Raw genomic sequence first — 23,721 nt, forward strand, 5'->3', positions numbered from 1 at the left:
ATGAGGTTGGTCTCGATTGATCGTCTATCTGGATCTATTGTTTTTTACAAATCTATTTATCGATGCGGTGACATTAAAGACAACAGCGTGGGTCGTTAAGAAGCGTGTAAAAGCCTGGCGGCTGCTGCTAGGCGCAGCAATCGGCGCGTCTTATGTAGTCATGATGTTTTTTCCATCGTTATCGGCGGCCTTTACATTCTTGGTTAAATGTTTATTTTCCGCTGTAATGATTATGACCGTATTCGGGTTCCAAAGCCTGCAAAATTTCTTAAGACAAATCGGGGCCTTTTATGTTGTTAATTTTGCCGCTGCCGCCGCCATTATCGCCCTGCATTTTTTACTGCAAACACCACAGGAAATCCGCAGTGGAATGTGGTTTGCGCAAAGCGGAGGAGTTACACACGGCATCCAAGTGAGTATGTGGTTTGTGCTGCTCGTGTTTGCCCCGGGAATCTTTCTTTTCAAGCAGGTGTTTAAAGGCTCCGAACGCAGGCAGCGGCAAAGTGGTTATCTGGCAACTGTACAAGTTTGGATCGGTGACGCTCAAGCGGAATGCAGGGGGATCATCGATACAGGCAATAAGCTCTACGATCCGCTCACGAGAACCCCGGTTATGGTTATGGAAGCCTCCCTATGGGAAGAACGCCTTCCGCCGTCATTTATGGATCGCATACGCGATCATGCTGTGGATCGTATCGTAAGCGATAAAGAGATGGAGTCATTCGCGTGGCAGGATCGGCTCCGGCTGGTTCCTTATCGCGGAGTTGGAGCAGGTACGAAGTTTATGCTGGCGTTAAAGCCTGATCGCGTTGTCATTGATCGGGAGGGTACGGTTACCGAAAGCCGAAAAGTTCTAATTGGACTGGATGGAGGCACGCTCAGCTCCGATGGGGATTACCGCGCCATTATTCATCCTGAACTGGCTGAACAAGCCGGTTAGTTGATAGAAACCTAAACCTTCATACCGTTTCGCTAAGTGCTGAGGAGGATCTGCGAATGTTGTTGAAATGGAAGCTATCGTTGCAAATCTATTACTATCGTTTCTTGATGCTGATCGGTCTTAAAAGCGAGGAAGTCTATTACATAGGAGGAAGCGAAGCGCTTCCGCCGCCGCTGACCAAAGAAGAGGAAGAGTTTTTGCTCGCCAAGCTGACGACGGGGGATGCTGCGATCCGAGCGATGCTCATTGAACGCAATTTGCGTCTCGTCGTTTATATTGCACGCAAATTTGAAAATACGGGCATTAATATAGAGGATTTAGTCTCCATTGGAGCGATTGGCTTGATCAAAGCGGTGAACACGTTCGATCCGGAGAAGAAGATCAAGCTGGCCACCTATGCTTCGCGCTGTATCGAGAATGAAATATTGATGTATTTGCGCCGGAACAGCAAGGTCCGCACGGAGGTGTCCTTTGATGAGCCGCTAAATATCGATTGGGACGGCAATGAGCTGCTTCTCTCCGATGTACTCGGTACCGAAAACGACACCATCTATCGCAACATTGAAGAACAGGTAGACCGAAAGCTGCTGCACAAAGCGCTCGACAAATTGTCGGAGCGGGAACGCACCATTATGGAGCTGCGCTTCGGTCTTACAGACGGAGAAGAAAAGACGCAGAAGGACGTTGCAGACATGCTTGGCATCTCGCAATCTTATATTTCCAGACTGGAAAAACGAATTATTAAACGGCTTCGAAAAGAGTTCAACAAAATGGTCTAAACGTATGTTCGGGAATAAAAACGGCCTCCTCGGGGATAATTAACATTAATGTTTCTCCTTGGGAGGTAATCACGTTGACCCGAAATAAAGTCGAGATCTGTGGAGTGGATACTTCGAAACTGCCTGTCCTGACCAATGCGGAAATGCGCGAGCTTTTTAAGCAGCTGCAAACCGAGAACGACAGGGCCGCAAGAGAGAAATTGGTGAATGGAAATCTGCGACTCGTATTAAGTGTTATTCAGCGTTTCAACAATCGCGGTGAGTTCGTAGACGATTTGTTTCAGGTCGGCTGCATCGGTTTAATGAAGGCGATCGACAACTTCGATTTAAGCCAAAATGTAAAGTTTTCTACATACGCAGTACCGATGATAATCGGTGAAATCCGCAGATACCTGCGGGACAACAACCCGATCCGCGTATCCCGTTCCTTGCGGGACATTGCTTACAAAGCCCTTCAAGTGCGGGACAACCTTACGAACAAAAATTCCCGCGAACCGACCGTGTTTGAAATTTCCGAGGCGCTCGGTGTACCGAAAGAGGACGTTGTTTTCGCGCTGGACGCCATTCAGGATCCGGTATCGCTCTTTGAGCCGATATATCACGACGGCGGCGACCCGATTTATGTGATGGACCAAATTAGCGACGATAAAAACAAGGATATTTCCTGGATTGAGGAAATTGCCCTTCGGGAAGCGATGCGCAAGCTGAATAATCGGGAAAAAATGATCTTATCCATGCGCTTTTTTGAAGGAAAGACGCAAATGGAGGTAGCCGAGGAAATCGGCATTTCCCAAGCCCAGGTATCCCGTTTGGAAAAATCCGCGATTAATCAAATGCAAAAGCACGTCAAGGTGTAGCGAGCAGCTTAACGCTCCGAAACACCCCTGTCTTTCAAAAAAGGACAGGGGTGTTTTTTGTCCTCTTTTTGACGGAAAGGACATTTTGAGCGAAATGGGCATAAACATAGAGTAAGAATGATAAACCATTCATACTCAGTGCGGATTGTGTGGTGAAACGATGAAAATATCCGATTTTCAAACCAAGGATGTTATTAATATTGTTGACGGAAAAAAGCTCGGACAAATCAGCGACTTAGAGTTGGATTTGCGTCAGGGACGCATTGATTCAATCGTTGTGCCTAGCCAAGGACGCTTCTTTGGGTTGATTGGCGGAGGAACTGATGTGGTGATTCCGTGGAGAAATATTGTTAAAATCGGTATGGATGTCGTTCTCGTACGTTTAGATGATGCGCGAATGTACCGGGCGTCGGAGGAAACGGATATGGGAAACGGTTATGGGAAAGTTTATAGAGAGCAGCAGTAATTACTTGGATCGGCTGGAAGGCCTGTGTTACACTGAACGTTACGGAGGTGTCGGTGTGGCGGAACCATTTGTATGGAATGAACGGGCGGAAGGCCCTTCTTTATTTTATTTGCAAGCATGGATGGAGCAGTCGCCGGGCTTGACGGCGGGCTTTACCTCCAGAATCGGGGGAGTAAGTGCGGGCTGGAATGACTCGCTAAACTGTGCCCTGCACGTGGGCGACCGTCTGGAGGATGTTCTTGAAAATCGCAAAAGGGTGGCGGAGCAGGTAGGCTTTTCCTTTGAGGACTGGACCTGTGCGGAGCAGGTTCATGGCAATAAGGTGCAGCTGGTTACGGCCGCTGAGAAGGGCAGAGGGCGCAGCTCGCGGGAAGATGCCGTTGCCGAGGCCGACGCATTGACCACACGTGAGAAGGGCGTGCTGCTTACGGCATTTTTTGCCGATTGTGTGCCCATTTGGCTGTTTGACCCGGTAACCGGAGCTGTCGGATTGGCACATGCCGGATGGAAGGGAACGGCATTTTCGGTGGCAGCAGAGGCTGTTCGTTCGATGCAGGATACGTTTGGCGCAAAGCCGGAGACGATTCGGGCGGCTATCGGACCTTCCATCCGCTCATGCTGTTACGAGGTGGATGGTCGTGTTATCGGCGAGCTGAAAAAGCATTCATTAGGCAGCGAGGCGGAGGCTTCCGCGTGGACGCCTAAGGCAGATGGCAAGTTCATGCTTGATTTGCAAATTGTCAATCGACAAATTTTGAGAAAAGCAGGAATTTTGCCGATTCATATCGAAATAACATCGTTATGCACGAGTTGCGATACCAAGCGCTTTTATTCCCACCGCAAGGAACAAGGGAAGACCGGTAGAATGGCGGCTTGGATCGGCTGGTCCGACAAGGAGTGAAGAGAATGGATGAACGCAAGCTGGCGGAACAACAATTCGATGCGAGAATAGCAGACGTTGAAGCACGGATCTCGGCTGCTTGCAGCCGCAGTGGCCGTACGCGGGAAGAAATTCAGGTCGTCGCAGTAACAAAGTACGTATCTTCCGATATGGTTAGGCTTGCTTTGGATAAAGGTTATAAAGTGCTTGGGGAAAACCGCTGGCAGGATGCCAAGGAAAAGGTGGAACGCTTTGGCGATGAAGCGGTTTGGCATTTTATCGGTCACTTGCAGACGAATAAAGTGAAGGATGTACTCGGGCGCTTTGCCTGTATACATTCTGTTGACCGAATTTCTTTGGCAACGGAGATTCATAAAAAAGCGGAAGCGCTTGGAATCTCGGTTCCCTGCTTCATTCAGGTCAATGTGTCCGGAGAAGAAAGCAAGTACGGGCTGCCCCCGGAGCAGCTGATGGAGTTCGCTGAACAAATCCGAGGTCTTCAAGGTTTATCGGTAGCAGGATTAATGACGATGGCACCTTACGAGGCCGAACCGGAATCGACCCGTCCGGTATTTCGCGGTTTGCGTCAGCTGCGAGATGAGTTGAATGCCAAATCGATATTGGACAAGCCGGTGACGGAGCTGTCAATGGGAATGTCCAATGATTTTGAAGTGGCGATCGAAGAGGGAGCCACGATGATTCGGTTGGGCTCGGTTTTGGTTGGAACATCGTCCTAAACTTTTGGACATGAACGGTTTTGGGACATAATAGAATAGGGAGGAAAGGGAAATGAGCGTTGTCAACAAATTTATGAACTTCTTAGGTCTGCAGGAAGAAGAGGAGATTGTGGAAAGAACAGTGGAGCAGCACGAGGAACAGGAGCCTGCCTCCCAAGAGCTACGCAAGAACAAAAACAACGTCGTAAGCATTCACGCGCAAAAAAATTCAAAGCTTGTACTTAGCGAGCCGCGTTCTTACGAGGAAGCACAGGATATTGCCGACCATCTACGCTCCCGCCGCGCCGTATTAGTGAATTTACAGCGTGTTCGTCCCGATCAGGCTCTGCGCACTGTTGATTTTTTAAGCGGTACAGTGTATGCCTTGAACGGAACGATTTCGAAGGTTGGCGCCAATATTTTTATTTGTACACCGGACAATGTAGAGGTTACAGGATCGATCACCGAGATGTTTGCCGGAGACGACGATACTATGAATTCGAGGTGAGAAACTTTTGCTTGAAGCTCAAATTGTGACGTACATAGGCTGGCTCTATCAAATTTATTTGTATATGATTATTGCCTATGTTCTACTTTCTTGGCTCCCGAACGCCCGGGAGAGCTTTATTGGCGAACTGCTTGGAAAGTTGGTCGAGCCGTATTTGAACCCCTTCCGCAAGCTGATTCCGCCGATCGCCGGCATGATTGACATTTCGCCGATCGTTGCGATTATTGCGCTTCAATTTGTGGCTATGGGTCTGCAGGCGGTCGTTCGATTTATTTTAGGAATAATTATTCCTTAAGCCAATTTCTCGCAAAGGAATAGAAACGGATGGAACTATACGCTCATTTTCACCCGGATGAACGTCCGTTTGTAGATCGAGCCTTGGACTGGATCGAGCAGGCCTCCGAGTTTCATACATGGAAAACGACAGACTTTCTCGATCCGCGCCAGGCCTTTATCGTTGAGTCATTGGCCCGTCGTGACGGCAATGTGCAGGTTTACTTGTACGGCGGTTATCCGGAAGCGGAGCGAAAGCGTGCATGTATCGCGCCGGATTATGCGCAGCTCACGGATGAGGACTTGCCTATGGTCGTGCTTGCGATTGAATCGGATGATGAGAAGATCGGCTCGCTTGATCATGGAGATTACCTTGGGGCACTCCTCGGGCTGGGGATTAAGAGGGACAAGGTCGGGGATATTCATGTCCGTCCGGACGGCTGCCACTGTATCATTTCAGGGGAGATGGCTTCCTACGTTGATCTGCATTTAAGACAGGTGCACCGGGTTCACGTGCACACCGAGGTTGTTTCCCTGGACAAGCTGCAGCCAACTCAGACCGCATTCGAGGAGCTGAATTTGTCTGTAGCTTCCTTGCGTCTTGACGGAATTGTCAGCGATGTCGTACGCATGAGCCGGGCTAAAATTTTAGCTCCGATTAAGGCTGGACGCTGTAAAGTGAATTGGCGCGTCGTTGAGGATCCGTCGTTTGCTTTACACGAAGGAGATGTTGTCTCCCTTCAAGGCTTCGGCCGCTTTAAAATTTTTGAATTACAGGGCCAGACAAAAACAGGCAGAATTCGGCTCAAGATCGGGAAATATGTGTAGGCAGAAGCAGGATTTTCCGTCATCCTGTCGAATATTCTAGAATCAGACTAAGACAGTGTGGAGGTGCGTCCTAGCATGCCTTTAACGCCGCTGGACATACATAACAAAGAATTCGGGAAAAAGCTTCGCGGTTACGATGAAGACGAAGTTAACGAGTTTCTAGATCAAATTATTAAGGATTACGAAGCATTAATTCGTGAAAATAAAGATCTTCAAGGCCAGATCCACTCGATGCAGGACAAGCTGAATCATTTCGCAACGATCGAAGAAACGCTTAGTAAGACGATCATCGTTGCGCAGGAAGCAGCTGACGAAGTGAGAAATAACGCCAAGAAGGAAGCTCAGCTGATCATTAAAGAAGCGGAGAAGAACGCAGACCGGATTATTAACGAATCGCTTGCAAAGTCCCGCAAAATCGCTCTGGAGATGGAGGAGCTTAAGAAGCAGGCTTCCATTTACCGCACCCGTTTCCGGACGCTGCTCGAAGCTCAGCTTGAAATGCTAAACCAAGACAGTTGGGATTCTTTGGAGAACATCCGAACGGAACAAGGGTAAAATAATCAAGGACACAACAGACTCGTGAGGGTCTGTTTTTTTCATGATGTAACCGAGGTTTCCCGCGTTGACAAGAAACGTAGCTTCCGATATACTCCGTGTTAAGATCTTTCGTTTGGGAAGGCTTGCCGCATGCAAGCCTGATATGAAAAAATATAGGAAAGCGAAGACCAGGACAAGTAAGCCGCAGTGCGAAGTCAGCGAGTTAGGGATTGGTGGGAGCCTAACCTTCAGCGTCGGCCGAATATCACCTGGGAGCGCCACTCGAACGCTGCAGAAGCAGCAAGTAAAGCGGGCCGGGTCATTCCGTTATGAATGTCGAGTGAATCAAGCCATAGGTTCCGACTTGTGGTCTTTGATTTAGTAGGGTGGTACCGCGGAAACGTAAGCTTCTCGTCCCTTTTGGGGACGGAAGCTTTTTTTTATTTTGACATAGAAAATGGTAAGTTTTCAGCGGAGCTTAGGGAAAAGGTTTCTTATTCTGTAAGGAGGTATAGGAGCATGAGTGTGGATTACAGCAAGACGATTAATTTGATGAAGACCGATTTCCCGATGCGTGGGGGCCTGCCGCAGGCAGAACCGAAAATGCAGGCGTGGTGGGATGAAATCGATATTTACGGAAAAGTGGCTGAGGCGCGGAAAGGCAAGCCGAAGTTTATTTTGCATGACGGTCCGCCGTACGCGAACGGAAGCATTCACATCGGGCACTCCCTCAACAAAATTTTGAAGGATTTTATCGTTCGTTTCAAATCGATGCAGGGCTTTGATGCACCTTACGTCCCGGGCTGGGATACACACGGACTGCCTATCGAGCAGGCCATTGCCAACAGCGGGAAAGTTGATCGCAAGAAGATGAGCGCACATGAATTCCGCACGTACTGTCAGCAATATGCAGAGAAATGGATCGGCGAGCAGAAGACACAATTCCGCCGTCTGGGCGTTCGCGGCGACTGGGATAACCCGTATGTCACATACCATCCAACGTATGAAGCGGAACAAATTCGTGTCTTTGGAAAAATGGTAAACAAAGGTTATATCTATAAGGGCTTAAAGCCGGTTTATTGGTCTCCATCCTCGGAAAGTGCCTTGGCGGAAGCGGAAATTGAATACCAGGATAAGACATCCCCTTCGATTTACGTTGCGTTCGATGTGAAGGACAGCAAGGGCAAGCTTCCGCAGGATGCGGCCGTCGTCATTTGGACGACTACGCCATGGACGCTTCCGGCCAACGTGGCGATCAGCGTTCATCCGGCATTCGATTACGTCGTTGTGGAGGCGCAGGGACGCAAGCTCGTCGTGGCGCAGGGGTTGCTGGAGACGGTTGCCAAGGAGCTGGGCTGGGAGGAATACAATGTTATCCAAACCCTCAAAGGCTCCGACCTGGAGTATGTGACCTGCAAGCATCCATTCTACGATCGCGACTCTTTGATCATAAACGGGGAGCATGTCACGCTGGATGCCGGTACGGGCTGCGTTCATACCGCACCAGGCCACGGGGAAGAGGACTTTGCGGTAGGCCAGGCATACCAGTTGCCGGTGCTGTCGCCAATTGACGATCAGGGTAAATATACGTCCGAAGCACCGGGCTTTGAGGGTGTGTTCTACGATAAAGCGAACAAAATGATTACGGACATGCTGCAGGAAAGCGGCCATTTGCTGAAGCTGAGCTTTTTCCAGCATCAGTACCCGCACGACTGGCGGACGAAGAAGCCGGTCATCTATCGGGCAACCGAGCAGTGGTTTGCTTCCATCGATATGTTCCGCAAGGATATGCTGGAACAAATCAAAAAAATTAACTGGACGCCTCATTGGGGCGAGGTGCGTCTGCACAACATGATCGCTGACCGCGGCGATTGGTGTATTTCTCGGCAGCGTGTATGGGGCGTGCCGATTCCGATTTTCTACTGCCGCAGCTGCAACCATCCGTTAGTTAACGAGCAGACGATCGAGCATGTGGCCACGATTTTTGAACAAGAAGGCTCCAACGCTTGGTTTATCCGCAGTGAAAAGGAGCTGCTTCCGGAAGGAACAGTGTGTCCGGAGTGCCAGCACAGCGAGTTCCGCAAAGAAACCGATATTATGGACGTTTGGTTTGATTCGGGCTCCAGCCACGCCGCAGTACTTCGTACACGTGACGAGCTGCAGTGGCCAGCGGATCTTTATTTGGAGGGCTCTGACCAATATCGCGGCTGGTTTAACTCATCTTTAATTACGGGAACAGCCGTGTTCGGGGAATCGCCGTATAAGAGTATTCTAAGCCATGGCTTCACGTTGGATGGCGAAGGAAGAAAGATGTCCAAGTCGCTTGGAAACGTCGTGGACCCGCTCAAGGTTTGCGATTCGCTCGGGGCAGACATTCTTCGTCTATGGGTGGCGTCCACCGATTATCAACAGGACCAAAGGCTTTCTGATAATATTTTGACGCAAACGGCCGAGGTATATCGGAAAATCCGCAACACGCTCCGCTTCCTGCTCGGCAATTTACATGACTTTGATGTAACGAAGGACCGTGTTGCGTTCGAGCAAATGCCGGAGCTGGACCGTTATGCTTATATCCGTCTTAATCGGGTTATCGAGCGTGTGCTGAAAGCTTACGACAATTATGAATTCCATACGGTATATCAAACGATTCACCACTTCTGCTCGGTGGAGCTGAGTGCCTTCTATCTTGATATTTTGAAGGACCGCTTGTACATCAGCGCACCGACTGATCCGAAGCGTCGAGCTTCCCAAACGGTATTATATGAAGCATTAACGGCAATAACTAAGCTAATCTCGCCAATCTTGCCGCATACCGCTGACGAAGTGTGGAAGTACATTCCAGGAGAAAAACTGGATAGCGTACAGCTTGAGGTGTTCCCGGAAGTGAACACTTCGGTGTTCGATGAAGCGCTTGAAAGAAAATGGGACCGATTCATTGATGTTCGCGACGAACTGCTGAAGGCATTGGAAACCGCCCGGAAGGATAAAGTGATCAACAGTGCGCTGAATGCCGCAGTTCATGTGTATCCGGGGAAAGAAGCGGCCGAAGCGCTTGCGCCGTTCAAGGATGAACTATCCGGTCTGCTCATTGTTTCCACAGTCGAAGTTCATGCCGAAGGCGAAGCTGCACCAGCTGATGCTCAACAGTTAAAAGGAGTATCCGCGAAGGTAATTCCGGCGGAAGGCGAGAAATGTGAACGCTGCTGGAACATTACTCAAGACGTTGGAAGCCATGAAAAGCACTCGTCTTTATGCGGACGCTGCGCAGACATCGTAGAGACTATGGCAGAATAAGGTTGACCGATTGGAGGTGAAGCTGTCGGAATGGCCGACAAAAAACCTTTGAATACGGAAACGGAGCAGCATACGAGCAAGGTGATGGCTGAGTTGAACAAAAGGCTTGCCAAAGTTGCCGAGGACATGGAGCGGACGCAAATTGCCGATTATGTCCAGCTGTTAAACAGCCCCCGCAAGCTCGTCTTCACGAATTTGCTTGCGGGCACTGCTCGAGGGGTCGGCATTGCAATCGGATTTACCATCTTCACCGGTACCATTGTTTATCTTCTTAACCTGCTGGGAGCGCTCAATTTGCCGATTATCGGCGATTATATCGCCGAGCTTGTCAAGCATGTTCAGCGCGATCTCAACTATTAATACGCACCATCATCGGCGCCGCGAAGCTCATCGGCCTCCGCTTCCCAATCGGGCTCAAGCAGGGGCTCACCTTCGCGGTTTGCCATGTATTTGCGATATTCTTCGTTTCTCACAATGGAAACCTGGTTGCCGTAAATATCTGTCGCGATAAAGCTTTCAATGGCTTCAACATAGCCTTCGTTTTCTTCCGTTTCGAAGGCCATATCATTGTAATCGTCGACATTGCGATCTTCCGAAAGAGCAGGCGTATTTGACGTTCCCCAGCTTTGAACGATCTGCCAAGCATCCTCGCCGTCAAATGCGGGATCCTCGGTTTCGTCTGTGCTGGAGCGCCCGAATCCCGGGTACAGGAAGGTTTCTTCCAGCGGACGTTCAAAGCCTTGTTCTTCGTATTTAGCGGCATGATCAATGCAGTAAACCGTTGACGGTACAACTTCCAGTCGTTCAAATGGAATTGGCTTGCCGCACTCCGTGCAAGTTCCGTAGGTGCCATCTTCCATGCGCTGCAGAGCAAGCTTGGCACGCTCCAGCTGCTCCTCGGCGAGCTCGTTCAAGGCGATATCCTTACCTCGCTCGTACAGCTCAGTCCCGATATCTCCCGGGTGATTATCGTACAGGGACAACTCATTGTTGCCGAGAGTGGAATCCTCCAAGCCGAAATTTTCGTTTGCTTCAATTTGCTTTTCTAAATCATGAAGTTCATCACGAAGCTGTCTGCGCAGAATCTTGAACTGCTGCTCTGAAAGGGTCGTATTCATTCGCTCTTCTCCTTTCTGTTAAACCTCGTTCTTACATGTAGCTTTCTCGGTTCGAACTACTTTTACGTGTGGGGTTAACTGGCGCAGGGGGAAGCGATTGGAGTTGAAAGTAACATATGTTACAATGTGCTAAGATTTTAAGGAGCCGGAGGCGTTCTCATTGGTATTTTTTTATTTTATTATTGCGGCAGTCGCAATTGCTGTAGACCAATTTTCCAAATGGCTGATCGTCAAAAATCTTGAGCTTTATGAGACTCATTCCGTCATCGGGACATTTTTTTCCATTACCTCTTCCCGGAATAAGGGGGCTGCTTTTGGCATTTTGCAAAATCAGCGCTGGTTCTTTATCGTCATTACCATTGTTGTTATTGCCGGCGTGATCTGGTATATGCTGAAAGCCGCCAAAGAGCGGAAGCATTTGCTGCTTACGGGGCTTGCGCTGCTGCTTGGCGGAGCAATCGGCAATTTTATCGACCGGGCGCGGATGGGTGAAGTGGTTGACTTTTTGCAATTCCATTTTAAATTTTCATTTTTAGGATATCCTGTAGATTACATCTTTCCTATTTTTAATATTGCCGACAGCTGTATCGTAATCGGAGTTGGGTTGTTACTGATCGATTCGCTGCTTGCGTGGCGGGAAGAACGGAAGGCTGCCGGAAATCAAAATATAGAACGCGAGGAATTGTAAAATATGTATGATTGGTTGTTGGAACGTGAAGAAGTTGGAGAACCGATCGATTTTCCGGTAGATGCGGAGACGGCCGGAGAACGGATTGACAAAGTGGTTGCCGAGCTTTCACCAGAAGGGATTTCCCGCTCGCAGGTGCAGCAGTGGATTAAGGACGGAGCCGTCACGGTTAACGGACAGGCGGTCAAGGCGAATTACAAGCTTGCAGCTGGTGACCACGTTTCTGTAAAGCCCCCGGCACCGGAGCTGCTGGATATCCAGCCTGAGCCGATTCCTTTGGACGTTTATTACGAGGATGCCGACGTCATTGTCATTAATAAGCCTCGGGGGCTGGTTGTTCACCCTGCACCGGGACATACATCGGGCACACTCGTTAATGCGCTCCTGCATCATTGTAAAGATTTGTCCGGGATCAACGGAATGCTTCGTCCGGGCATTGTCCACCGGATTGACAAGGATACGACAGGCCTTTTGATGGTTGCAAAAAATGACAATGCACACATCTCTTTGTCTTCACAGCTTAAAGAGCATACGGTTACGCGAAAGTACATTGCCTTGGTTCAGGGAATAATTCCGCATGACAATGGCACGATTGAAGCTCCCATTGGCCGGGATGAACGGGACCGCAAAATGTATACCGTTACGAATAAAAATAGCAAGGATGCCATAACGCATTTTCAAGTGCTGGAACGACTTGATGAGCACACTCTCGTTGAGCTGAAGCTGGAAACCGGCCGGACGCACCAGATTCGTGTACATATGAAATTTATCGGGCATCCTTTAGAAGGCGATCCGATGTACGGAAAAAGCAAGCGCGCTTTGCTTGAAGGACAAGCGCTTCACGCAGCAGTACTCGGCTTCGAGCATCCGCGCACGAAGGAGCAGATGAGCTTCGAGGCGCCGCTTCCAGACGATTTCAATGAACTATTGCAGCGCCTCAGAGGGATGTAACGGAACTGTAACAAGTTACAAATAAGCTGCATCGGAATCCATTGATTTTTCGGACATGCTCCGTTAGAGTAGAACAAGGCAAATATTTTTTAGAAATTAGTGGGAGGCAATCATGGCAAAGATTAATCAAAATTACCTTCAGCTTCAAGGGAGCTATTTGTTCGCGGAAGTTGCCCGCAGACGCAATAAATTTATCAGCGAAAACCCGAATGCACAAGTGATCTCGCTTGGTATTGGCGACGTGACAAGACCGCTTCCGGAAGCTGTTGTGAAGTCCTTGCATGATTCCGTTGACGAAATGGCGGAAGCGAACACATTCCGCGGTTACGGTCCGGAGCAGGGTTATGAATTCCTGATTAATGCAATTATTGAAAATGACTATAAAGCACGCGGCATCGAGCTGAAAACAAGCGAAGTATTCGTAAGCGACGGCTCCAAGTGTGACGTGGGCAACATCCAGGAAATTTTCAGCGCGGACAGCATTGTGGCTGTTCAAGACCCGGTTTACCCTGTATACGTGGACACCAACGTAATGGCAGGCCGCTCCGGCGCATTCGATAAAGAGAAGAACCAATACAGCAATATTGTTTACTTAACGTGCAACAAGGAAAACGGCTTTGTGCCGGAGCTTCCAAAATCGAAGGTTGACATTATTTATCTTTGCTACCCGAACAACCCGACGGGTATGACATTGTCTAAAGAAGAACTGAAGAAGTGGGTTGACTACGCTCGTTCAAACAAGTGCGTCATCCTTTACGATTCGGCATACGAAGCGTATATTCAAGAAGATGATGTACCTCGCAGCATCTATGAAATTGAAGGCGCTAAAGAAGTAGCGATTGAATTCCGCTCCTTCTCCAAGACAGCGGGCTTTACTGGAACTCGCTGCGCATACACAGTTGTTCCTAAAGAGCTGCTTGCTTATGACGAGGACGGCAACTCGGTACCTCTGAATGACCTCTGGAACCGTCGTCAAACGACGAAGTTTAACGGCGTTTCGTACATTACCCAAAAAGGCGCTGCTGCCATTTATTCCGAGCAGGGTAAAGCGCAGATTGCTTCGCTTGTTGACTATTACATGACGAATGCAAAAATTATCCGTGAAGGCGTTGCATCGCTCGGCATCGAAGTGTTCGGCGGCGTGAACGCACCGTATATCTGGCTCAAAACACCGAATGGTCTCGGCTCCTGGGAATTCTTCGATAAGCTTCTTACAGAAGCGAACATCGTAGGTACACCTGGTGTTGGCTTCGGACAAGCGGGTCAAGGCTACTTCCGTCTGACGGCGTTCGGCAGCCGTGAAAACACGGAAAAAGCGGTTGAGCGTTTGAGCAAGCTGCAGTTTTAAGGATGTAATGTAGAGCACCCTCATACGGTGCTCTTTTTTATTGAGTATAACCATCCTCAATTCCGTAGTAGTCTTCACATTACGACCATGATTCATGGAATGCATAAAATTAAACGTTTATTTATTTTTATACACTTTTTTTCTTCTCAAAGTGTTGACACCATTTGTCGAACTGTGAGATAATCCCTTTAATAACCGAATAGACCTTTAAATCAGTCCCGTGAGGCTGATAAGGTAAACGTGATGATTAGCTTCCAGGTTCGAGGCTGCGGCCTTTAGCATACCCGAAAGCGGGTTTTGCTGCGGTCCAAGCCCCTGGTTCAGCTTGCAGAAACGATCTCCTTGTCTCTCCGGCAAGGAGATTTTTTTATGCCCGTTTACCGGCTGCGTTCGGAATTTTTGAAGGAGGGCGTCCTACAATGAGCGAAGCAACTCATGTCATTATGGACGAAGCGGCAATTCGCCGGGCACTAACTCGTATTGCACATGAAATCTTAGAAAAACATAAGGGTGTAGAGGGTTGTGTTCTGGTAGGCATTCGGACAAGGGGCATTTACCTGGCACAACGAATTGCCGAGCGAATTAAAGAAATCGAGGGGGTTCCGGTACCGGTGGCTGAGCTCGATATAACCTCCTACCGGGATGATGTTTCAAGCGAAACCCGACCCTCTTCGATTCCATTTGAAGCGAGAATAGAAGACCGCAAAGTAATTCTTTTTGACGACGTGCTCTTTACCGGTAGAACGGTACGCGCCGCACTCGATGCCATCATGGACATCGGCAGGCCGCAAATGATCCAATTGGCAGTGCTTGTTGACAGAGGTCACCGCGAGCTGCCGATTCGTCCCGATTATGTCGGAAAAAACGTTCCCACCTCCCGAACGGAAAACATTGAAGTTTCCTTAGTGGAGTGCGATGGCAGCGACAGTGTAACGATCATGAATCCAAGGGGGAAGGCATAATGGCAGTAGCGATGGAGAAAAGCCGTGGATTGATCGGACTCAAGGGAATGAGCAGAGACGAGCTGGAATCGATTTTGAACCGTGCGGCCTTCTGGGAGGCTTGTCCGAACAAAGTAGAGCCGGTGCTGCAGGGGAAATTTGTGGCCAATATGTTCTTTGAGAACAGCACGCGCACCAGGTTTTCCTTTGAAGTTGCTGAGAAAAGGCTGGGTGCGGAGGTGCTCAACTTCGCGGCGGCGGTTTCTAGCGTACAAAAGGGCGAATCGATCTACGATACGGTAAAAACATTGGAATCGATGGGCATTGACGCTGGAGTCGTACGCATTAAGGCAATCGGTGTGATGGAGGAGCTCGCTCGGACGATCAAGGTCCCGATCATTAATGCAGGGGACGGAAACAACGAGCATCCGACGCAAGCATTGCTTGATTTATATACAATGCGCAAGCAGTTCGGTTCGATTGCGGGCCTGACGGTCGCCATTATCGGAGATATCAAGCACAGCCGTGTCGCTCGGTCCAATCTTTGGGCGCTGCGTGAATTGGGTGCAAAGGTGATGTTCTGTGCGCCGGACAACATGCATGCTCCGGAGCTGGAAGCTTATGCGCCTTACGTTTCCATAGATGAAGCGGTAAAAGCAGACGTCGTAATGATGCTGCGGGTTCAGCTTGAGCGTCACGACACAGGCTTGATCCGATCTGCAGAGGATTATCGGGAACACTATGGATTAACGGTTGATCGGGCGGCGGCAATGGCTCCGCATGCAATCATTATGCATCCGGCGCCGATCAACAGAGGCGTCGAAATTGACGATGAGCTGGTTGAATGCGAGCGTTCGCGGATTTTTGCACAAATGGCGAACGGCGTTCCGGTCCGAATGGCAGTCATTGAAAGAGCTTTGCTAAACGGGTAAATAAGTTGCCGATTAGGCGAATGAACATAAGATGATGAGAGGTTTAAAGGAGGAGCTATGGGGAACTGGATCATAAATGCAGGTTTGGCAGTAGAAGACAGTGCCGAGCTGACGCTATCCGCAATCTTTTACGAAAATGGCTTCATTTCAAAAATTGTACTAATGGGAACTGTTACACAGGCAGAGCTCGACGGACATGAAGTGTTGGACGCAGAAGGAAAGCTGGTTACAGCGGGGCTCATCGATATGCATGTCCATTTCCGCGAGCCGGGCTTTGAGTATAAAGAAACGATTGCTACGGGAACGCACTCTGCAGCACGCGGAGGCTTTACAACGGTAGCGGCCATGCCGAACACCCGTCCGGTGATCGACAATGTAGATACGCTCAAAACCGTATACAGCAAGGCGGAAGCGGAAGGAATCGTTCGCGTTCTCTCCTACGCGTGTATTACCAAAGGAGAGCTCGGTCGTGAGCATACGGACTTCGCCGCTTTGAAGGAAGCCGGTGCAATCGGATTTACCGATGATGGCGTAGGGGTGCAAAGCGCGGCGATGATGCGGGAAGCGATGAAACAGGCGGCTGCGCTCGGCTTGCCGATTATTGCGCACTGCGAGGATGACACGCTGATCCACGGCGCTCCGGTGACGGAAGGTGTGTTTGCTGAAAAGCACGGCCTCAAAGGGATCCCGAATGAGTCGGAAGCGATTCATGTCGCGCGGGACAGCATGCTGGCAGAAACAACGGGAGTTCATTACCACGTCTGCCACGTAAGCGCCGAGCAGTCGGCAAGACAAATTCGCTTGGCAAAACAGCATGGCGCTAAGGTAACTGCCGAAGTTTGCCCGCATCACCTCCTGTTGTCCGATGAAGATATTCCGGGATTAGATGCGAACTGGAAAATGAATCCACCGCTCCGTTCCCCTAAAGATGTTCAGGCGATGATCGATGCAGTAGAAGACGGCACTATCGATATATTCGTTACGGACCACGCTCCGCACAGTGAAGAAGAGAAGGCAAAAGGGATGATGGCTGCACCGTTTGGCATCGTCGGCCTAGAAACAGCCTTCCCGCTTTTGTATACAAAGTTTGTTGAAACCGGGAAATGGAGCTTGAAGTTTGTCCTTGACCGGATGACCAGCAAGCCGGCTGAGCTTTTTAACCTTCCGACCGGTGTGCTTGCACCGGGACGCCCGGCGGACATTGCGATTATTGACTTAAATAAAGAAAAAGAAGTGGATCCATCTGAATTCGCCAGCAAAGGCCGCAATACTCCATTTACAGGATGGAAGCTTAAAGGCTGGCCTGTCGCAACGATCGTCGGAGGCAAGCTGGTTTGGTCGGAGAGCCGGGTTTAACCGGAAACTAAGGAGGGAATCGTACATGGAAGCAAGATTATTACTTGAAGACGGAACACTTTTTACAGGCCGCAGCTTCGGCAGTGATGGTGAATCCATCGGCGAGGTTGTATTTAATACAGGAATGACAGGATATCAAGAGGTTATTTCAGACCCTTCGTACTGCGGGCAAATCGTCACGATGACTTATCCGCTGATTGGAAACTACGGCATGTCGCGTGACGACTTTGAGGCGGTTCGTCCATATATTCACGGCTTTGTCGTGCGCGAGCACGAAGAAGTGCCGAGCAACTGGAGAGCGGAGTACAGCTTAGGCAACCTTTTGCAGGAGTACGGTATTGTGGGCATTTCGGGTGTGGATACACGGATGCTTACAAGGATTTTGCGCCGCCACGGCACCATGAAGGCGATCATTACAACTTCGACGGACTCCTATGAGGATTTAATGGAACGTCTTCGCGGCGGCGACATTGCCACAAATCAGGTGGCAACCGTCTCGACGAAGCAGGTATTCAACGTGCCGGGCGACGGTCCGCGCGTTGCGCTGATCGACTATGGCTCAAAGAGCGGTATTTTACGCGATTTGAAAAAGCGCGGCTGTGACGTTGTCGTTGTTCCGCATGACACGACGGCTGACCAGATCCGCCGCTTAAAGCCGGACGGCATTATGCTCTCCAACGGTCCGGGGGACCCGAAGGACGTTGCGCCGGCAATCGATACGGTTCGTGAGCTCGTCCAAGAATTCCCGCTGTTCGGAATTTGCCTTGGACACCAGCTGTTCGCGCTTGCTTGCGGTGCGAATACAGAAAAGCTGAAGTTCGGACACCGCGGAGGAAACCACCCGGTGAAGGAGCTGGAAAGCGGCCGCTGCTACATTACTTCGCAAAACCATGGGTACACGGTGACGGAGGAGTCCATCCCGGATTGCCTGGAAATTACCCATATCAACAATAATGATAAAACGATCGAAGGTCTTCGCCATAAGACGCTGCCGGCATTCTCCGTGCAATATCATCCGGAAGCGTCGCCGGGTCCTTACGATTCCGGATACCTGTTTGACCGTTTCGTAGATATGATGATTCGTGTCAAGGAAGAACGCAGCGTAACGCCAAAGCAAACGATTATTGCCAAGGAAGCGGCAGAGCGTGCAGCCGCAGCCGGTGCAGAAGGAAAGGGAGAGCTGAGCTATGCCCAAAAATAATAAACTCAAAAAAATTCTCGTCATCGGCTCCGGTCCGATTGTCATCGGCCAGGCCGCAGAGTTTGATTATGCAGGCACACAGGCCTGCCAAGCGCTGAAAGAAGAAGGCTACGAGGTTATTCTGATTAACAGCAATCCGGCCACCATTATGACCGACGCGAATATGGCGGATAAAGTATACATCGAGCCGATTACTCTAGATTTTGTTGCGCAAATTATTCGCCAAGAGCGTCCGGACGGCTTGCTTCCGACGCTTGGCGGACAAACGGGCCTTAACATGGCGGTGCAGCTGGCAAAAGCCGGTATTCTTGAAAAGGAAAATGTAAAGCTTCTTGGCACACAGCTTTCCGCCATTGAAAAAGCGGAGGACCGCGACCTGTTTAAGGAGCTCATGAAGGAACTTGGCCAGCCGATTCCGGAAAGTACAATTGTTACGACGGTTCCGCAGGCGGTTGAATTTGCTCGCGGCCTCGGCTATCCGATCATCGTCCGTCCGGCGTATACGCTTGGCGGTACCGGCGGCGGTATTGCTCAGACGGAAGAAGAGCTGGTTGAAATCGTATCCTCCGGTATTCGCTACAGTCCGATCGGACAGTGCTTGGTGGAGCGCAGCATCGCCGGCATGAAGGAAGTTGAATACGAAGTTATGCGCGATGCGAACGACAACTGTATCGTCGTGTGTAACATGGAAAACTTTGATCCGGTTGGCGTTCATACCGGTGACAGCATCGTTGTAGCGCCAAGCCAAACCCTGTCGGATCGCGAGTACCAGATGCTGCGCAGCGCTTCGATTAAAATTATCCGCGCCCTGAACATCGAGGGCGGCTGTAACGTACAGTTTGCGCTGGATCCGCACAGCTTCCAATATTATGTAATCGAAGTAAATCCGCGCGTATCCCGTTCCTCGGCGCTTGCCTCCAAAGCGACGGGTTACCCGATCGCCAAGATGGCGGCGAAGATCGCGATAGGGTATACGCTTGATGAGCTGGTCAACCCGGTAACAGGTCAAACCTACGCCTGCTTTGAGCCGGCGCTTGATTATATTGTTTCCAAAATCCCGCGTTGGCCGTTTGATAAGTTTACAGCGGCAAACCGCAAGCTTGGCACACAGATGAAAGCTACGGGAGAGGTCATGGCGATCGGCCGTTCCTTCGAGGAGTCGATGCAAAAGGCGGTTCGCTCGCTCGAAATCGGCACGCACCACTTGTTCCTGAAGGACGCGCCTTCCTTGACCGATGAAGTGCTGACGACCCGTCTGCAAAAGCCGGATGACGAGCGTATGTTCCTCGTTGCAGAAGCATTCCGCCGTGGCTGGACGCTGCTGCACATTCAAGATTTGACCAAGATTGACTGGTGGTTCCTGGCTAAGATCGAAGGGCTGGTTGCTTTCGAAGATACGCTTCGCAAGCAAGAGCTTACTCCTGCGCTGCTTCGTGAAGCGAAACGCAAGGGCTTTACAGATCGCGCAATTGCTGAGCTTCGCAAGGAGGGCAACAAATCCGACCTCGTGAACGAGCAGGACGTCCGTTCTTTCCGCCTTGCTCAAAATGTGAAGCCGGTTTACAAAATGGTAGATACGTGCGCGGCTGAATTCGAAGCGTCGACACCGTACTACTACTCCAGCTACGAAACAGAGAACGAGGTTATTCCGAGCGATAAGCCGAAGATTGTCGTGCTTGGCTCCGGTCCGATTCGGATCGGCCAAGGCATCGAGTTCGACTACTCCACGGTGCACGCCGTTTGGGCGATCCGTGATGCCGGCTATGAAGCGGTTATTATCAATAATAACCCGGAAACGGTATCGACGGACTTCAACACCTCCGACCGTCTCTACTTCGAGCCGCTTTTCTTCGAAGATGTGATGAACGTTATCGAGCAGGAGCAGCCGGTAGGCGTAATCGTACAATTCGGCGGACAGACAGCGATTAACCTTGCAGCGCCGCTGGCGAAAGCCGGCGTGAAGATTCTCGGCACGGGCCTGGAAAACATCGATGCAGCGGAAGACCGCAAGAAGTTTGAAGCGCTGCTGCGCGAATTGGATATCCCTCAGCCGCAGGGCAGCACGGTAACAAGTGTTGACGAAGCGGTTGGGACCGCGCAAAAGCTGGGCTACCCGGTGCTCGTTCGTCCGTCCTACGTATTGGGCGGCCGCGCGATGGAAATTGTGTATTCGGATAAAGAGCTTCTAAGCTACATGGAATACGCCGTGAAAATTAATCCGGAGCATCCGGTATTGATCGACCGCTACATGCTCGGCAAAGAAGTGGAAGTCGACGCGATCTGCGACGGTGAGACGGTCTTAATTCCAGGTATTATGGAGCATGTCGAGCGCGCCGGCGTACACTCCGGGGACTCCATTGCGGTATATCCGCCGCAAACGATCTCGGATGATGTGAAAAGCCAAATTATCGATATTACGACGAAAATCGGCCTGCGTTTGAACGTGATCGGCCTTGTAAATATCCAGTTCGTTATCTTCCAAGAGAAGGTATATGTGATCGAGGTAAACCCGCGTTCGTCCCGTACGGTTCCGTTCCTCAGCAAGGTAACGGACATCCCGATGGCGAATGTGGCAACGAGAGCGATTCTGGGTCAAAGCTTGAAGTCTCAAGGCTACAATTCTGGCCTGTGGAGAGAAAGCAATTTTGTCGCGGTAAAAGTGCCGGTGTTCTCGTTTGCGAAGCTGCGCCGCGTCGATACGACGCTCGGCCCGGAAATGAAATCGACGGGCGAGGTTATGGGCCGCGATCAAAACTACGCGAAGGCGCTGTATAAAGGCCTCGTAGGCTCGGGCATGAAAATCCCGACAACCGGTGCGGTGCTTGCTACCGTAGCGGACAAGGACAAGGATGAGGCGGTTGAGCTGCTGCGCCGCTTCAAAGCGCTCGGTTACAAGATCATTGCAACCGGCGGAACGGCAAAAGCGGTCGAAGAAGCGGGAATTCCGGTCGATACGGTAAATAAGCTGAGCGAAGGCTCGCCGAACATTCTCGATTTGATCCGTACTGGCGAAGCGCAGTTCGTCATCAACACGCTGACGAAAGGCAAAGAGCCGGAGCGTGACGGCTTCCGCATTCGCCGCGAAGCGGTAGAAAACGGCGTAGTATGTATGACCTCGCTGGATACGGTTCGTGCCCTTGTCGAGATGATGGAAGCAATCAATTTGTCCCCGGCACCAATCGCCGGCGGAATATAAAAGATATTTGAGGGAGGCATCGCCGGATGAATGCGAATGGAGCAGGCTCAGCCGCGGAGCGGATTATGGTGGCACTCGATTACCAGGAAGCCGGAAGTGCCTTGGATGTTGTTCGGAAGCTGGACGGAATTCCGTGCTGGATGAAGGTTGGCATGGAGCTGTTTTACGCGGAGGGACCGGCCTTCGTTAGGGAGCTTAAGGATCGGGGACACAAGGTGTTCCTCGATCTGAAGCTGCATGACATTCCGAACACCGTGCGGGGGGCTGCACGCAGTGTAACCCGTCTCGGTGCGGATATGTTTAACGTACATGCAGCCGGCGGTTCGGCAATGATGCGCGCGGCGATGGAGGGCGTTGTGCAGGGCGCAGAGGGCGGCGCACTCCCGCAGGTCATTGCCGTAACACAGCTGACGAGCACGTCGCAGGACATGCTCAACGAGGAAATTGGCATTGCCGGCAGCGTGGCGGATACAGTTGTGCGTTACGCACAGCTAGCTAAGGCATCCGGTCTGCAAGGGGTTGTCGCTTCCGCACAGGAAGCCGGAATTCTTAAGGAAGCATGCGGCAGCGGGTTTGTGCTTGTGACTCCGGGCATCCGGCCGGCCGGCTCCAGTATGGACGACCAATCCCGCGTGCTAACTCCGGCTCAAGCGCTTGCGGCCGGCTCCGACTATTTGGTCATCGGCCGGCCGATCACGGCGGCGTCTGACCCTCGCGCTGCGCTGGAATCTATTGTGAAGGAGCTCGTCCATTCATGAACGGAACGATAACAGTTGATTTACAAAAGCTGCCCCAGCAAATCGCTGAGGCACTGTTGAAGATTAAAGCGGTCTCGCTGCGGCCAGACCCGGCCAACTCGTTTGTATGGACGTCCGGCCTCAAATCGCCGATATATTGCGATAACCGGTTAACGATCTCGTATCCGGAAGTGCGCAATTTGCTGGCGGATGGGTTTGCGGCGCTTGTAAAGCATCTGCATCCGGACGCCGAGGTCATTGCGGGAATTGCCACAGGAGGAATTCCGCATGCCGCTTGGGTAGCGGACAAGCTGGGGCTGCCTATGATTTATGTCCGCGATAAGGCAAAGGGTCACGGGAAGCAAAATATGATCGAAGGCCATCTAAGCGCAGGGCAAAAGGTCGTGCTGATCGAGGATTTGATTTCGACCGGCGGCAGCTCGCTGAAAGCGGCGGTAGCGGTCCGCGATGCTGGCGCGCAGGCGCTTGGTGTCGTAGCGATTTTCACCTATGAGTTCCCGCAGGCGGAGCAGGCGTTCCGCGAAGAAAACATCCCGCTCGCCACGCTGTCGAATTATTCCGCGCTGCTGGAAACGGCAGCTAAGCTCGGGGCGATTGCTGAAAGTGATATTAAAACGCTGCAAAGCTGGCGCGAGCATCCGCAGCAGTATGGAGTGTAAAGCAATTCAATGAAAACCGTATCTCGTTTTTCTCCTTTACCAAGGGGGAGCGAGGCACGGTTTTTTTTGTATGGACAGCCTCTTAGGGATGAACCAAAAGGGAAGCTAACGAATAAGATGAGGAAAAGACGGTATAGAAGGGAAGTTCGCTATGCTGCTCGTACTCGGTATTTTTGTATATGTATATTTGTTCATTTTCGTATGGGTTGTAGAGACGCTTCTTGAAGCAGCTGTTCATTGGCAAACTTGGGAGGGTGTTGTTTCGTCCTTGCTGGATGCCGGCAATCCTATACATGCATTTTTGATCGACGGACGCTTTTGGCCTGCTTTTCTTATAGCAACTGCCGCTGTAATTCCGTGTACACTTTGGGTAGACTCCACATTGGAGGAAAGAGCAAGACAATTAAGTGAATCTACCGATGAAACGTTCAAAAAGCCTTAGCATTTGCTGAGGTTTCTTTTTTTGTAAAAAAAAGTTGTTGAACCTTGTAACTT

At 50.6% G+C, this 23,721-nt stretch carries 24 protein-coding genes and 1 other annotated feature; of the genes, 23 read left to right on the top strand and 1 reads right to left on the bottom strand.

Annotated elements, in window-relative coordinates; all coding sequences use genetic code 11:
- The first annotated feature begins 16 nt into the window (after window positions 1–16).
- The 12 genes from spoIIGA (at window position 17) to GQS10_RS15730 (ending at window position 10,438) form a co-directional block, all read left to right on the top strand.
- Complete coding sequence (gene spoIIGA / locus GQS10_RS15675; RefSeq protein WP_166243845.1) at window positions 17–940, top strand: sigma-E processing peptidase SpoIIGA; 924 nt, start codon at window positions 17–19, stop codon at window positions 938–940.
- Between the two features lie 56 nt (window positions 941–996).
- Window positions 997–1,719 carry an RNA polymerase sporulation sigma factor SigE gene (gene sigE, locus GQS10_RS15680; RefSeq protein WP_166243847.1) on the top strand — a complete coding sequence of 241 codons (723 nt, stop codon included), beginning with the start codon at window positions 997–999 and terminating at the stop codon, window positions 1,717–1,719.
- Window positions 1,720–1,793: 74 nt separating this feature from the next.
- Window positions 1,794–2,576, top strand: coding sequence for an RNA polymerase sporulation sigma factor SigG (sigG, locus tag GQS10_RS15685; protein WP_166243849.1), 783 nt, complete (start codon window positions 1,794–1,796; stop codon window positions 2,574–2,576).
- A gap of 160 nt (window positions 2,577–2,736) precedes the next feature.
- A complete protein-coding gene (locus tag GQS10_RS15690; RefSeq protein WP_166243851.1) occupies window positions 2,737–3,042 on the top strand; it encodes a YlmC/YmxH family sporulation protein in 306 nt (101 codons plus the stop codon).
- Between the two features lie 55 nt (window positions 3,043–3,097).
- On the top strand, window positions 3,098–3,943 hold the full coding sequence (gene pgeF / locus GQS10_RS15695; protein ID WP_341805082.1) for a peptidoglycan editing factor PgeF: 846 nt from the start codon (window positions 3,098–3,100) through the stop codon (window positions 3,941–3,943).
- Between the two features lie 5 nt (window positions 3,944–3,948).
- Window positions 3,949–4,659, top strand: coding sequence for a YggS family pyridoxal phosphate-dependent enzyme (locus GQS10_RS15700; RefSeq protein WP_166243855.1), 711 nt, complete (start codon window positions 3,949–3,951; stop codon window positions 4,657–4,659).
- 52 nt (window positions 4,660–4,711) lie between these two features.
- A complete protein-coding gene (locus tag GQS10_RS15705) occupies window positions 4,712–5,146 on the top strand; it encodes a cell division protein SepF (protein ID WP_166243857.1) in 435 nt (144 codons plus the stop codon).
- Between the two features lie 7 nt (window positions 5,147–5,153).
- Window positions 5,154–5,441, top strand: coding sequence for a YggT family protein (locus GQS10_RS15710; protein ID WP_166243859.1), 288 nt, complete (start codon window positions 5,154–5,156; stop codon window positions 5,439–5,441).
- Between the two features lie 29 nt (window positions 5,442–5,470).
- Entirely contained in the window at window positions 5,471–6,247 is a 777-nt protein-coding gene (locus tag GQS10_RS15715) for a YlmH family RNA-binding protein (RefSeq protein WP_166243861.1), read from the top strand.
- Between the two features lie 75 nt (window positions 6,248–6,322).
- Window positions 6,323–6,802, top strand: a complete 480-nt coding sequence (locus tag GQS10_RS15720; RefSeq protein ID WP_166243863.1) for a DivIVA domain-containing protein — start codon at window positions 6,323–6,325, stop codon at window positions 6,800–6,802.
- A gap of 157 nt (window positions 6,803–6,959) precedes the next feature.
- Window positions 6,960–7,206 (top strand) — a binding site (T-box leader).
- 103 nt (window positions 7,207–7,309) lie between these two features.
- A complete protein-coding gene (gene ileS, locus GQS10_RS15725; RefSeq protein WP_166243944.1) occupies window positions 7,310–10,078 on the top strand; it encodes an isoleucine--tRNA ligase in 2,769 nt (922 codons plus the stop codon).
- Between the two features lie 84 nt (window positions 10,079–10,162).
- On the top strand, window positions 10,163–10,438 hold the full coding sequence (locus GQS10_RS15730; protein ID WP_243735206.1) for a DUF5665 domain-containing protein: 276 nt from the start codon (window positions 10,163–10,165) through the stop codon (window positions 10,436–10,438).
- Here the strand turns inward: GQS10_RS15730 and GQS10_RS15735 are convergent.
- Window positions 10,435–11,196 carry a TraR/DksA C4-type zinc finger protein gene (locus GQS10_RS15735; protein ID WP_166243867.1) on the bottom strand — a complete coding sequence of 254 codons (762 nt, stop codon included), beginning with the start codon at window positions 11,194–11,196 and terminating at the stop codon, window positions 10,435–10,437. The two genes, GQS10_RS15730 and GQS10_RS15735, sit on opposite strands and share 4 nt — an antisense overlap.
- 160 nt (window positions 11,197–11,356) lie before the next feature.
- Here GQS10_RS15735 and lspA point away from each other — a divergent pair, with 160 nt between their 5' ends.
- The 11 genes from lspA to GQS10_RS15790 all read left to right on the top strand — a co-directional run bounded on the left by lspA (window position 11,357) and on the right by GQS10_RS15790 (window position 23,668).
- The gene (lspA, locus tag GQS10_RS15740) at window positions 11,357–11,884 is read left to right on the top strand and encodes a signal peptidase II (protein WP_166243869.1); all 528 of its coding nucleotides are present in this window, start codon (window positions 11,357–11,359) and stop codon (window positions 11,882–11,884) included.
- A 3-nt stretch (window positions 11,885–11,887) separates the two neighbouring features.
- Window positions 11,888–12,835: an RluA family pseudouridine synthase gene (locus GQS10_RS15745; protein WP_166243871.1), complete on the top strand. Its 948-nt coding sequence runs from the start codon at window positions 11,888–11,890 to the stop codon at window positions 12,833–12,835.
- 112 nt (window positions 12,836–12,947) lie between these two features.
- Window positions 12,948–14,183, top strand: coding sequence for an LL-diaminopimelate aminotransferase (locus GQS10_RS15750; protein WP_166243873.1), 1,236 nt, complete (start codon window positions 12,948–12,950; stop codon window positions 14,181–14,183).
- 419 nt (window positions 14,184–14,602) lie between these two features.
- Window positions 14,603–15,145: a bifunctional pyr operon transcriptional regulator/uracil phosphoribosyltransferase PyrR gene (pyrR, locus tag GQS10_RS15755; protein ID WP_166243875.1), complete on the top strand. Its 543-nt coding sequence runs from the start codon at window positions 14,603–14,605 to the stop codon at window positions 15,143–15,145.
- Complete coding sequence (locus GQS10_RS15760; protein ID WP_166243877.1) at window positions 15,145–16,056, top strand: aspartate carbamoyltransferase catalytic subunit; 912 nt, start codon at window positions 15,145–15,147, stop codon at window positions 16,054–16,056. The genes pyrR and GQS10_RS15760 overlap by 1 nt, the downstream gene beginning before the upstream one ends.
- A gap of 57 nt (window positions 16,057–16,113) precedes the next feature.
- Window positions 16,114–17,412, top strand: coding sequence for a dihydroorotase (locus GQS10_RS15765; RefSeq protein WP_166243879.1), 1,299 nt, complete (start codon window positions 16,114–16,116; stop codon window positions 17,410–17,412).
- 25 nt (window positions 17,413–17,437) lie between these two features.
- Window positions 17,438–18,613 carry a carbamoyl phosphate synthase small subunit gene (locus tag GQS10_RS15770; protein ID WP_166243881.1) on the top strand — a complete coding sequence of 392 codons (1,176 nt, stop codon included), beginning with the start codon at window positions 17,438–17,440 and terminating at the stop codon, window positions 18,611–18,613.
- The gene (carB, locus tag GQS10_RS15775; RefSeq protein ID WP_166243883.1) at window positions 18,600–21,809 is read left to right on the top strand and encodes a carbamoyl-phosphate synthase large subunit; all 3,210 of its coding nucleotides are present in this window, start codon (window positions 18,600–18,602) and stop codon (window positions 21,807–21,809) included. Before GQS10_RS15770 ends, carB begins: the two co-directional genes overlap by 14 nt.
- Before the next feature lie 26 nt (window positions 21,810–21,835).
- On the top strand, window positions 21,836–22,567 hold the full coding sequence (gene pyrF, locus GQS10_RS15780; protein WP_166243885.1) for an orotidine-5'-phosphate decarboxylase: 732 nt from the start codon (window positions 21,836–21,838) through the stop codon (window positions 22,565–22,567).
- A complete protein-coding gene (pyrE, locus tag GQS10_RS15785; RefSeq protein ID WP_166243887.1) occupies window positions 22,564–23,226 on the top strand; it encodes an orotate phosphoribosyltransferase in 663 nt (220 codons plus the stop codon). The genes pyrF and pyrE overlap by 4 nt, the downstream gene beginning before the upstream one ends.
- A 151-nt stretch (window positions 23,227–23,377) precedes the next feature.
- Window positions 23,378–23,668 (top strand): hypothetical protein, encoded by a 291-nt coding sequence (locus GQS10_RS15790; RefSeq protein ID WP_166243889.1) that lies wholly within the window; start codon window positions 23,378–23,380, stop codon window positions 23,666–23,668.
- Window positions 23,669–23,721 lie beyond the last annotated feature (53 nt).

Source organism: Paenibacillus turpanensis (assembly GCF_011421635.1).
GTDB lineage: Bacteria > Bacillota > Bacilli > Paenibacillales > YIM-B00363 > Paenibacillus_AK > Paenibacillus_AK turpanensis.